Source organism: Halomonas sp. 3D7M (assembly GCF_014897885.1).
In the GTDB taxonomy this organism is placed as follows: Bacteria; Pseudomonadota; Gammaproteobacteria; order Pseudomonadales; family Halomonadaceae; genus Vreelandella.
The window spans coordinates 19,129-29,633 of record NZ_JABUZF010000248.1; the positions used below are offsets into that span (position 1 = coordinate 19,129).

General features: G+C 50.0%; 13 protein-coding genes. 7 read left to right on the forward strand and 6 right to left on the reverse strand.

Features of this window, described 5'->3' with window-relative positions; genetic code table 11:
• The 4 genes from INT22_RS15030 to INT22_RS15040 form a co-directional block, all read right to left on the reverse strand.
• The coding region (locus tag INT22_RS15030) for a Na+/H+ antiporter NhaC family protein (RefSeq protein WP_193068500.1) at nucleotides 1-1,137 on the reverse strand (1,137 nt) is incomplete at its 3' end.
• Nucleotides 1,138-1,306: 169 nt separating this feature from the next.
• Nucleotides 1,307-2,554, reverse strand: a complete 1,248-nt coding sequence (locus INT22_RS15035; RefSeq protein WP_193060172.1) for an acetate/propionate family kinase — start codon at nucleotides 2,552-2,554, stop codon at nucleotides 1,307-1,309.
• 2 nt (nucleotides 2,555-2,556) lie between these two features.
• Complete coding sequence (locus tag INT22_RS21825) at nucleotides 2,557-2,745, reverse strand: hypothetical protein (RefSeq protein WP_264298855.1); 189 nt, start codon at nucleotides 2,743-2,745, stop codon at nucleotides 2,557-2,559.
• Between the two features lie 10 nt (nucleotides 2,746-2,755).
• On the reverse strand, nucleotides 2,756-4,009 hold the full coding sequence (locus INT22_RS15040; RefSeq protein WP_264298856.1) for a bifunctional enoyl-CoA hydratase/phosphate acetyltransferase: 1,254 nt from the start codon (nucleotides 4,007-4,009) through the stop codon (nucleotides 2,756-2,758).
• Nucleotides 4,010-4,441: 432 nt separating this feature from the next.
• Between INT22_RS15040 and INT22_RS15045 the strand changes: the two genes are divergently transcribed.
• The 7 genes from INT22_RS15045 (at nucleotide 4,442) to mntR (ending at nucleotide 9,019) form a co-directional block, all read left to right on the forward strand.
• Nucleotides 4,442-5,650 carry an MFS transporter gene (locus INT22_RS15045; protein ID WP_193060170.1) on the forward strand — a complete coding sequence of 403 codons (1,209 nt, stop codon included), beginning with the start codon at nucleotides 4,442-4,444 and terminating at the stop codon, nucleotides 5,648-5,650.
• Nucleotides 5,647-5,778 (forward strand): hypothetical protein, encoded by a 132-nt coding sequence (locus INT22_RS21830; RefSeq protein ID WP_264298857.1) that lies wholly within the window; start codon nucleotides 5,647-5,649, stop codon nucleotides 5,776-5,778. The genes INT22_RS15045 and INT22_RS21830 overlap by 4 nt, the downstream gene beginning before the upstream one ends.
• 134 nt (nucleotides 5,779-5,912) lie before the next feature.
• Nucleotides 5,913-6,677: a DUF1538 domain-containing protein gene (locus tag INT22_RS15050; RefSeq protein ID WP_193060169.1), complete on the forward strand. Its 765-nt coding sequence runs from the start codon at nucleotides 5,913-5,915 to the stop codon at nucleotides 6,675-6,677.
• Entirely contained in the window at nucleotides 6,677-7,492 is an 816-nt protein-coding gene (umpB, locus tag INT22_RS15055; protein WP_193060168.1) for a Na,Li,K/H(+) antiporter subunit UmpB, read from the forward strand. Before INT22_RS15050 ends, umpB begins: the two co-directional genes overlap by 1 nt.
• Complete coding sequence (locus INT22_RS15060) at nucleotides 7,482-7,835, forward strand: P-II family nitrogen regulator (protein WP_083004922.1); 354 nt, start codon at nucleotides 7,482-7,484, stop codon at nucleotides 7,833-7,835. The genes umpB and INT22_RS15060 overlap by 11 nt, the downstream gene beginning before the upstream one ends.
• Before the next feature lie 10 nt (nucleotides 7,836-7,845).
• A complete protein-coding gene (locus INT22_RS15065) occupies nucleotides 7,846-8,262 on the forward strand; it encodes a CBS domain-containing protein (RefSeq protein WP_226912782.1) in 417 nt (138 codons plus the stop codon).
• 280 nt (nucleotides 8,263-8,542) lie between these two features.
• On the forward strand, nucleotides 8,543-9,019 hold the full coding sequence (gene mntR / locus INT22_RS15070; RefSeq protein WP_089038486.1) for a manganese-binding transcriptional regulator MntR: 477 nt from the start codon (nucleotides 8,543-8,545) through the stop codon (nucleotides 9,017-9,019).
• A gap of 14 nt (nucleotides 9,020-9,033) precedes the next feature.
• Here mntR and INT22_RS15075 read toward each other — a convergent pair whose 3' ends face one another.
• Entirely contained in the window at nucleotides 9,034-9,750 is a 717-nt protein-coding gene (locus INT22_RS15075) for an RES family NAD+ phosphorylase (RefSeq protein ID WP_193060167.1), read from the reverse strand.
• Nucleotides 9,744-10,166 (reverse strand): MbcA/ParS/Xre antitoxin family protein, encoded by a 423-nt coding sequence (locus INT22_RS15080; RefSeq protein ID WP_226912783.1) that lies wholly within the window; start codon nucleotides 10,164-10,166, stop codon nucleotides 9,744-9,746. Before INT22_RS15080 ends, INT22_RS15075 begins: the two co-directional genes overlap by 7 nt.
• Nucleotides 10,167-10,505 lie beyond the last annotated feature (339 nt).

Sequence of the window (10,505 nt, forward strand, 5' to 3'; positions counted from 1 at the left end):
ACCGAACTGCACCGCCAGCGGTACAAAAATCGCTGCGATAATGGGAATGGTTGAAAACGATGAGCCAATCCCCAGGGTAATAAACAAGCCTACCAGCAGCATAACAAACGCCGCTAATCCGCGGTTATCACCAAACAGTTCAAACGCACCTGTCACTAACGACTCGATATCCCCTGTCGCCTTCATTACTTCTGCAAAGCCAGCCGCTGAAATCATGATGAAACCGATCAACGCCATCATGCGCATACCGCTGGTAAATAGATCGTCTGCTTCACGCCACTTAAAAATGCCGCCCAGCGAAAGCAGACCAATCCCCACTAGCCCACCAATAATCATAGAGCCGGTATATAGCTGTAAACCTAACGCAGCCACAATAGCCACGCCCGACATCACCAGCCCAAACGTATGAGGTTTTGCAGGCGAGTGACCTTGGTGGGCATTAGTCGCCACTAGATCTTTATTAGTATATTCACGCTGCCCACGGTAGCTGAAAAACAGTGCTACGAGTAAGCCAATGGCCATTCCTCCTACCGGAATAGCCATTGCCATGGGCACCATGCCCCGGGTAATTTCCAAACCCAGTGACTCGCCAGCGCTATTTAAATTTGCCAGCAGAATATCATTCAAAAAGATCGCGCCAAATCCTACAGGTAGCAGCATATACGGAGCGGTTAACCCAAAGGTAAGCGCACACGCCACCGCGCGGCGGTCAAGCTGGAGGCGATTCATTACCACCAACAACGGCGGAATCAGCACCGGGATAAACGCTATATGCACCGGAATGGCGTTTTGTGATGAGATAGCCACCAAGAGCACTGCGACGAGCAAAAACACCTTTACCCGCGCCTGATGTGCCGCAGTCGCTTCTTTTCCCAACATTGTAATCAGGCGATTGGCCAGCATATCTGGAAGCCCTGAACGGGAAATAGCCACCGCAAAGGCCCCAAGCGTGGCATAAGCAAGGGCTACTTGCGCGCCTCCACCAACACCATCATTGAATGCACTGAGCGTTTCATCCAGTGAAAGACCGCCAACCAAGCCCCCAACCAGCGCGCCTACAACCAGTGCAAACACCACGGATACCCGAGCAAGCGAAAGCGCCACCATGACTAGCACAGCAAGAATTACCGCGTTCATTAAGATTCCCAGTTAGATAAGTGAGTGAGCTTACAAAAACTGGGGATTCTATCAGATCAGTGGTTTCTCGGTAGCGGTAATGACAGTAGTCATCACCACAACAATGACAACACTCAACCCTCTTTACGGTCAGTGGCTCAACTAATCTCCCTGGCATCAGGTGGCTGAATTAAAATGCTGCTTGATCCGCCCTATTGAGAAGCGCTAGGCAATCACTGGCGATTACTCGCTCTTCATCGGTTGGAATGACCCAAACGCCCACACGGCTACTCGCTGAAGAGATGCAACAGGCATCACGCTTATTGGCTTTTTCATCAAGTTGCATGCCCAACCACTCACACTGCGCCACAATACGTGCACGCACCGGTGCTGCATGCTCACCAATACCGGCGGTGAATATCAATTGATCAAGCCCGCCCAGCGCGCCAGCTAAACTGGCGATTTCCCGCGCGGCGCGATAGCAGTAAAGCTCAACAGCCTCTTCGGCTTCCGGGGCATCACTTGCAAGCAACTCGCGCATATCGCTACTTATTCCAGAGACACCGAGCAGCCCTGAACGCTTGTATAAAAGCGCTGATACGTCCTCAATACTCATTTTTTCATCACTAATTAAGTAAAGCACTACGCCTGGATCCAAGGCACCAGAGCGAGTCCCCATCGGCAATCCATCAAGCGCAGTAAACCCCATGCTGGAAGCCACACTAATGCCATCACGAATAGCACACATACTGGCACCATTACCCAAATGCGCCACCACCACCCGTGAACGGGGTGCATCATCCGGCAATACATTAGGTAGCGTGCGCTGAATATAATCGTAGGAAAGGCCATGGAAGCCATAACGTATCAACCCCTTGGCCGTCCATTCCCGCGGCAAAGCAAACTGCCGAGCCACCCAGGGCTGATGAGCATGAAACGCGGTATCGAAACATGCGATCTGCGGTACGTCTGGCAGACGCGCCATCAGTAGTTTGATAGGCGCAAGTCCATGGGGCTGATGCAACGGCGCTAAGCTTGAAAATTTTTCCAACTCGATCACGTCGTTAGCGCTTAATCTAGTCGCTTCACAGTAGGTTTGGCCGCCATGAACAACGCGATGCCCAATGGCAACCAGGGTACTTTTATCCTCACGCTGCTCAAGCCATGCCATCAACTTTGTGATGGCCTCTTCATGGTTTATTGCCGGGGTTAGGCCCAGCGCCTCCAGAGTTTGCAAACTATAGCGATGCGGGGGCTGTCCAGGTTCGCGATGCGCTAACGACACGCGACATTGCGACGTTGCCAAGCCCGAAAAATGGCCGCTGTAGGCGACCGTCAACGCCTCCTGAATTCCACCGGCAGCGTCTTCATCAGTGATATGATAAAGCGCAAACTTGACGCTGGAAGAACCACTATTCAGCACCAGTATTTCCTGCATGGTTATGCTCCTGAAGGGTTACTGAGTAGGCTCCGACGCTGATAGTCAGCGAGTAGTAACGCTAATGCACTGGATGCCATGCGCGTCAATGCATCATCCGCGCGGCTTGTCAGCATGATCGGCACCCTAGCGCCGACGACAACGCCCGCCCCCGTGGCATCCGCCAGGTGAGTCAGTTGCTTCATCAACATATTGGCCGCTTCAAGATCTGGCGCGAGTAGGATGTCGGCACGCCCTGCCACTGGCGAAATGATGNCCCCCTGCCACTGGCGAAATGATGCCTTTAGTTCTTGCCGCCGCTTCTGAGACGGCATTATCGAAAGCCAGCGGACCATCCAAGGTGCCACCGCTAATCTGGCCGCGCTCAGCCATCTTACACAGGGCCGCCGCATCAATCGTAGACGTGATTTTGGGGTTGACGGTCTCGACAGCAGAAAGGATCGCCACACGGGGATTGTCGTTACCCAATGAGTGAGCTAACTCGATCGCGTTTTGAACAATATCGCGCTTCTCAGCTAGCTTAGGATAGATATTGATTGCCGCATCCGTAATCAACAATGGTCGCGGGTAGGTTGGCACATCAAAGGCCATCACATGACTTAGGCACCGCTCGGTACGCAACCCTGTGTCACGCTTAAGCACTTCATGTAAAAGCTCATCGGTGTGCAGCGCGCCTTTCATCAACGCACCTACGTGGCCTTGACGTGCTAATGCCACCGCTTGTTCAGCAGCCGCGTGGCTGTGGGGAACATCCACCAGTTCGAATGCACTGATATCCACCTCGGCTTTTTCGGCGGCGAGTTGTATTTTCCCTTTGGGCCCAACCAGCACAGGAATAATTAAACCTTGCGCCGCTGATTCAACCGCTCCACAAATAGCACTTTGGTCTACCGGATGAACAACGGCAGTGGGCATTGGCTCCGGATGATCGGCAGCAGTTAAAATCTCATGCAACCTGCCACGCTCGGTTAAACGCACTTTGGGCAGCAACGCGCGAGGCCGTTGGATTTTTTTAATCGGTGCCAATACGCTAGCGTCACCTTCAATAACCGTATCACCGCGTTGATTTTCGCAACGGCAGGCAAAGGTGATCCTATGATGCTGATCGTCTTTTTCAATAGCCCGCACGGAGACCCGCAGAACATCCCCCAGCCTTACGGGGGCCTTAAACTGCAACGACTGGGTAAGATAGACCGTGCCCGGCCCAGGCAGCTGCGTTCCCAGCACAGTGGATATCAGCGCGCCGCCCCACATGCCATGAGCAATGACTTCCTGAAAACGGCTGCTCTTAGCAAAGTCGCTGTCGACGTGTGAAGGATTAATGTCACCTGACATCACAGCAAACAGTTTGATGTCCTCCATGGTCAGGCGTTTTTCTAGGTGGGCTTCATCACCGACCGTTATTTCGTCATAGGTGCGATTTTCAATTAGATCATTAGCGTCATTGGCCGACATCGAGTGACTCCTTTAAACCACGTCCTTAAACTAGGAAACTTCCTTAATCACCCATACGTTAGAAGCGAATATGGTGACCTGCATCTACATAGTGGGTTAAACCCGTCAGTGACGCTCCAGCATCAGAGGCGAGATAAACGACGGCATTGCCGACAGATTAAGAAGTTCGTCGGTATCATCCACACTTAGCTGCCCTAACTTAAGCATTTTTTATGTCGTTTAAGCGTCACTAACAGATACGAATCATTTGTGACACAAGCTTACGACTTTAGTCAAAGCACACTTGTTGCTTTGCAACATACTACCTAGTATGCCGCCCTCAACTTATTACCGACACTGCTAATTCGTCCGACAGTTGATAGCTTCTAAAAAAATCTGACCCGTGAGATAGTTAGTTAACGCGTTAACAAACTACAGAACAAGGGACGTAAAATGGCATTGACGCGACATCGCACACTACTCCTTATCATGCTAGCAAGCGTGGTTATTTCCACTGCTATGGGGCTTCGCCATGGTTTTGGGCTTTTCCTTGAGCCGATGAGCAGCGATTTCGGCTGGGGGCGCGGCGTGTTTGCCTTTGCCCTTGCAGTTCAAAACCTAATTTGGGGGCTCTCTCAGCCTTTCACCGGTGCGCTGGCTGACCGTTTTGGAGCGGCGAGAATTATTGTCGTAGGAGCCATTTTGTATGTGACGGGGCTGTGCTTTATGAGCCTTTCCACCAGCGCATTAGGCATGACTCTAAGCGCTGGATTCCTCATTGGTTTAGGCCTATCCGGCACTACATTTTCAGTAATTTTGGGCGCAGTGGGACGCGCAGTACCCCCCGAAAAACGCAGTATGGCGATGGGCATTGTCAGTGCCGCTGGCTCTTTTGGACAATTCGCGATGTTACCCGGCACACTGGGGCTAATTGAGTGGCTTGGCTGGTCAGCAGCTCTTCTAGCGATGGGCGCCATTGCCGCGCTGATGATTCCCCTGGGGGCGATGTTAAAAGACCGCCCAAGCCCCAGCGCACTGGGCGACTTAAGCTTACGCGACGCGCTCAATGAGGCGGTCGGCCAGAAAGGCTTTTGGCTACTGTGCCTCGGCTTTTTCGTCTGCGGCTTCCAAGTTGTATTTATTGCTGTCCATCTACCTGGGTATTTATTCGATAACGGTCTGGCTATTCAGGTGGGCACCACGGTGTTGGCACTGGTTGGTTTGTTCAACATTGTGGGTACCTACACGGCAGGATGGATGGGAGGAATTTGGTCAAAACCGCGCCTACTTAGCTGGCTATACTTAATTCGCGGCGCGATAATTGCCGCTTTTGTCATATTGCCACTGACCTCTACCAGTGCTTATTTATTTGGTATCGCCATGGGCCTACTATGGCTCTCAACCGTGCCGTTAACCAACGGCATTGTGGCGTCTGTATTTGGTGTTCGCCATTTATCCATGCTGGGCGGCATTGTATTCTTATTTCACCAGCTAGGATCATTTATGGGTGTCTGGCTTGGCGGATATCTTTATGATCTCACTGGCCATTATGACACTGTCTGGAAGATTGCCATTGTGCTCTCACTGGTCGCCGCTGGTCTGCACTGGTTTATTAGCGAAAAACCACTGACACGAAACATCACTCCTCAGGTGGCCTCATGAAACCACTAACAGCGTTTGCACTGTTGATAGCATTAGCAATGCTACTGCTGGGCGGAGTGGTGCTAGCCTGGTGGGGCTGGCACTCTTTAGATGGCTCGCTGCTGCTATTTGGCAGCAGGCTTTGCTGAGAAGCCCCAAATCCTGAGCTGAGTCACGCTGGTCACTATTTTTTTACTTTACACTCGCCGCTTAAAGGCACGCTTACTAGACACCTGCCAATTCATAACAACCATTTATAAGCCCCGGTGAAAATAAACGCTCAATGAATATCGTTACCTCGCTAGCACACCAGCTTAAAGACAGCCTTAGAGACCTATTACCTGTTGTCCTGGTTATGGGCTTTTTTCAGATTGTCGTCATACGCCAGCCGCTACCCGATTCACTCGCCCTTTTAGATCTAGTGCTAGGGCTCGTGTTTGTCGTAATGGGACTGACTTTATTTATCAAAGGCCTCGAACTAGGACTTTTCCCACTAGGCGAAAATCTAGCACGCGCTTTTGTGCAAAAGGGATCGGTATTTTGGCTGCTGCTATTTGCGTTTGCGCTTGGTTTTGGTTCAACCGTTGCTGAGCCGGCACTTATTGCCGTCGCTGCCCGCGCAGGCGAAGTGGTCTCAGAAAGTGGCTTAATTGCGAATACTAGCGATGCCCAGGCTTCTTTCGCTTTTACCCTTCGTATGGTGGTGGCCGTTTCTGTTGGCACTGCAGTCGTTGTCGGTGTATTGAGAATTTTCAAAGGCTGGCCTCTACACCTGATGATTATTGGCGGCTATATCATTGTCTTATTGCTGACACTGGTGGCTCCTAGCGAGTTAATCGGTATTGCTTATGATTCCGGCGGTGTTACCACGTCAACAATTACTGTTCCGCTCGTTACGGCGCTAGGCGTGGGGCTCGCATCGACGATTAAAGGACGAAACCCAATGCTGGATGGCTTTGGCCTTATTGCTTTTGCATCAGTCATGCCCATCATTTTCGTGCTGCTATTCGGCATTTTTGGCCTCAATTTAGTCGCAGGGAGCTCTTGATGAATTTAATCACTACCTTTTGGGACACTCTGCGAGACATTTTGCCCATTGCTGCCATTATTTTTGGCTTTCAGTACATTGTAATTCGCAAACCCATTAAGCGCTTACCGCAAGTATTGGCTGGCTTTTTCATGGTGTGGGTTGGACTGTCGCTATTTCTTGTGGGCCTTGAGCAAGCGCTCTTCCCCATGGGGGAATTAATGGCCACCCAGCTAACTAATTATGATTTTTTGCCTGCTGTTGCAGAGGGAGCTCAACGACACTGGAGTGATTATTACTGGGTATATATATTTGCTTTCGCGATTGGTGCGAGCACGACCATTGCCGAGCCATCGCTTATTGCTGTCTCAATTAAGGCTGGCGAAATTTCAGGCGGAACCATAGACCCATTTATGCTGCGTCTTGCTGTGGCGTTAGGTATGGCATTCGGTATCACTCTTGGTGTATGGCGTATTGTGATGGGTTGGCCACTCCAATGGTTTGTTTTTGCTGCTTACTGTTTAGTGATTATTCAAACCCTGCGCTCACCTAAATCGATAATTCCCCTTGCTTTTGATTCCGGCGGCGTTACAACCTCGACCATTACCGTGCCCATTATTGCAGCACTAGGATTGGGCCTGGCGTCATCAATACCCGGCCGAAGCGCTCTGATGGACGGTTTCGGCATGATTGCTCTCGCCTGCTTGTTTCCCATTATTACGGTGATGGGATATGCACAGATTGCTCAGTGGAAAGATAAACGCAAGCAAACCACTGATAGCCTCTCTTACAGCCAAGCTCCGTCGTCTACTAAAGGAGATAAAAATGCGCTTTAAACTGATTGTAGCGTTAGTTGAGGATGAACTAAGCGACGATATTCTTCAGGCCGCTCGCGATGCCGGCGCTACCGGGGCAACGGTAATCAATAACGCTCGCGGTGAAGGTCTCAAAAAAGCACGGGGTATTTTCGGCATGGAAATTACCGCCCAACGAGATGTGCTGCTTTTTTTAGCTGAAGAGCACATCAGCCGACATATTCTCCAAGCCATCGCTGACGTTGGCGAGTTTGACGAAACATCCGGCACAGGTATTGCGTTTCAGATCGATGTAGAAGATGCCCTAGGCGTAACGCATCAAATCAAATCTCTTTCAGAAACGCTAAATCAGCCCTTAGGCTAAGGAACTTAAAATGTCGAACGTCAAAGCCAATATGACAGAGCGCACAGTAAAAGATGTCATGCATTCTCGCTATGTGACGGCAGATGGATTATTAACGGTTGCGGATGGTATTACCTTAATGCGCCAACACAAAGCCAGCGTTATCATCATCAATCGGCGTACTGAGCTCGACGAGTTAGGCATCGTATTACCCTCTGATATCGCTAAGAAAGTCCTCGCACCTAACCGCCCTGCCGAACGTATCAATCTGTATGAAATTATGAGCAAACCTGTTGTTAGCATTCGCACCGAGATGAACGTCCGCTACTGCGCTCGGCTTTTTGATCAATTTGGCCTATCACTCGCGCCCGTTATTGATGCAAACCAACAAGTATTAGGCATCGTTGATTACCACCAAATGGTACTAGGATGGCTGACTAACTCTTGATGTGGCCAATCCCACGATGACACCATAAACGTATTAATACGCCGTGCCTGGGTGGAAACAACAGAGTCAGGAAAAAGCAGCAAGACGCTACTAGCACAATGATTAGCCAACCATACTGCTTGGCCATTATTTCTTTCTCCTGTGCTAGGATCCCAATAAGTACAGCTGTAGCTCAACAAAAAAGCTTTATGCAAACAGTTTAGCCATGGCTAACAATTATCTAAAAAAATGCGCTACCATCACTAATTAACGTTTCCACTAACCTTGATAAATTTTGCCAATGAGTGAATACCAACAGCAACACTCTCCTACCGCATACGGCCAAGATGGAGATGCGCTACCGCCAGTGGAACAGCATGCGCAGCAGTATGAGACGGTGCGTAATGCCCACGAAACGGAACTGATCGAAGATTATGTCGAGTTAATTGGCGACTTATTACGCCACCGTGGAGAAGCGCGCGCAGCCGATATCGCTACTCGAATGGCCGTTAGCCAAGCGACCGTCTCTAAAATGATTCGCCGCCTGAATGAGCTGGGCCTAGTGACAAGCAAGCCCTATCGCTCGCTCTTCTTGACCGAAGAAGGCCAAAAAATGGCCGAAATTTCCCGGACGCGTCACGATGTAGTGCTGCATTTCTTGCGTGCCCTTGGGGTCGATGACAGTACAGCGCGTATTGATGCAGAGGGCATGGAGCATCATGTTAGTGATAAAACACTCACGATCATGCAGCGCTTCACCGAGCAACAGCGAACATAATTACGCTACTGAATTCACTTGATGGGTACAGCTGAGAGGCGATTCACTTGGGCTATTCGCCCGTTCCAGATCATCTCAATATGAGTGGTCTGGATAATATCCAGGATGAACTGCGGCGTCATTAACGCCCAGCAAGTGGCTCCTGGTTGCCGAACAGAATGGTAACGCAAACCGGTACGTTGCTCTTTGCGAAGCTCTCTGCCTAACGTGCGCGCTGCTCGATAATCGTCGGCATCATAAATGGCATGGGATGGCTGAAGCGCCAAGCCATCACGACAGGCTTTTTCATTAAATAGGCACTTAAGCCCACGGAAGATAAACCGTTCAAAATGTAACGATGGTACGTTTTTCCAATAGATTTCCTGATGGTGCCTCACTTCACTGATTGCCGTTGGTTGTGCATCCGCAATGTAAAGCACACCAAAGCTGCCGTCGCTAAAGCGAGAACCCTCCGGATTAACGTGGGTAAAAGGTGCTGTCGCATAAGAGCATCCTCGGATACCAAAGGGAATCTGGTTGTGAGGAATGAGTCCCAAATCACCAGCCTCGTTACGCAGCCTTGGGTTCGTCAGCGCCTGCAGGGCATAAAGCGCTTCAAACTCATCGAGGCTCGCAACATCGTCAAACAGCCCAATGGGAGGAAATTTACTGTTGACTAAGCGATACCCCACTACCTCTTTCGATTGACAAAGGGGCAGCGAACCTTCGCTTATTCCCGCCGAATCTACCACTGAGCACCTCGCAAGCTATCAATACGCTTGAAGGTTTCATAAAGTGCTGCGAAATCTCCAGTACCGATCACTTCAAGCGGCGTACGCCCGTTAAAGTAAGGATTGTGATTTGCCATAGAGACGAACCCGTAAACATTATCAGGGTTTTCAAACAGCATTCGCAGTGCCGCATGAATATTGAGCAAATAACTGATTCGTGCCAATTGATCACTGTCTAACTTGATCTCAGCTAAATCTCCCCGCCGCGCGCGGGCATAGCTGCTGTGGGAGACGCGTAGAATAGATTCGCCCTGCTCACCTGTCGCCCGCCATTTATCCAAAATACGCACAGCGGCTTTCAAACCAGCCGCAGCGGCGGCCTTGTCCTGAATAACATTGCTGGCTGTTTGCATAAGCACCTCGTACCCTGTACGCATCCACCTATCCATAGATACTAAATCAAAAGATTTGTGTCTGCAAAGACTGTGCCTGTCAATACCGTATCTACAAATACAACTTGATTCATAAGACTATCCACCTCAAAGCGTAGCCTTAGACTTATCAGGCACCTACGGATGAAGACGATAGTCTGCTGCTCTCTAAAAAAACATTAAGTAAAAAAAATGCCTCGCCGAATATTTTCTTAATATTCGGCGAGGCATTTATAAAAACAATACTCGACTACCGCTTATCTATTACCATCCACTATTCACCAATCACCAATCACCAATCACCAATCACCAATCACCAATCACCAATCACCAATCACATAACTT

Coding starts and splice junctions, on each gene's coding strand:
- INT22_RS21830 (WP_264298857.1), top strand. CDS start 5,647: ATGAAACCACTAACAGCGTTTGCACTGTTGATAGCATTAGCAATGCTA.
- INT22_RS21825 (WP_264298855.1), bottom strand. CDS start 2,745: ATGTTGATGAAGCAACTGACTCACCTGGCGGATGCCACGGGGGCGGGC.
- INT22_RS15060 (WP_083004922.1), top strand. CDS start 7,482: ATGCGCTTTAAACTGATTGTAGCGTTAGTTGAGGATGAACTAAGCGAC.
- mntR (WP_089038486.1), top strand. CDS start 8,543: ATGAGTGAATACCAACAGCAACACTCTCCTACCGCATACGGCCAAGAT.
- INT22_RS15080 (WP_226912783.1), bottom strand. CDS start 10,166: ATGCGTACAGGGTACGAGGTGCTTATGCAAACAGCCAGCAATGTTATT.
- umpB (WP_193060168.1), top strand. CDS start 6,677: ATGAATTTAATCACTACCTTTTGGGACACTCTGCGAGACATTTTGCCC.
- INT22_RS15035 (WP_193060172.1), bottom strand. CDS start 2,554: ATGCAGGAAATACTGGTGCTGAATAGTGGTTCTTCCAGCGTCAAGTTT.
- INT22_RS15045 (WP_193060170.1), top strand. CDS start 4,442: ATGGCATTGACGCGACATCGCACACTACTCCTTATCATGCTAGCAAGC.
- INT22_RS15050 (WP_193060169.1), top strand. CDS start 5,913: ATGAATATCGTTACCTCGCTAGCACACCAGCTTAAAGACAGCCTTAGA.
- INT22_RS15065 (WP_226912782.1), top strand. CDS start 7,846: ATGTCGAACGTCAAAGCCAATATGACAGAGCGCACAGTAAAAGATGTC.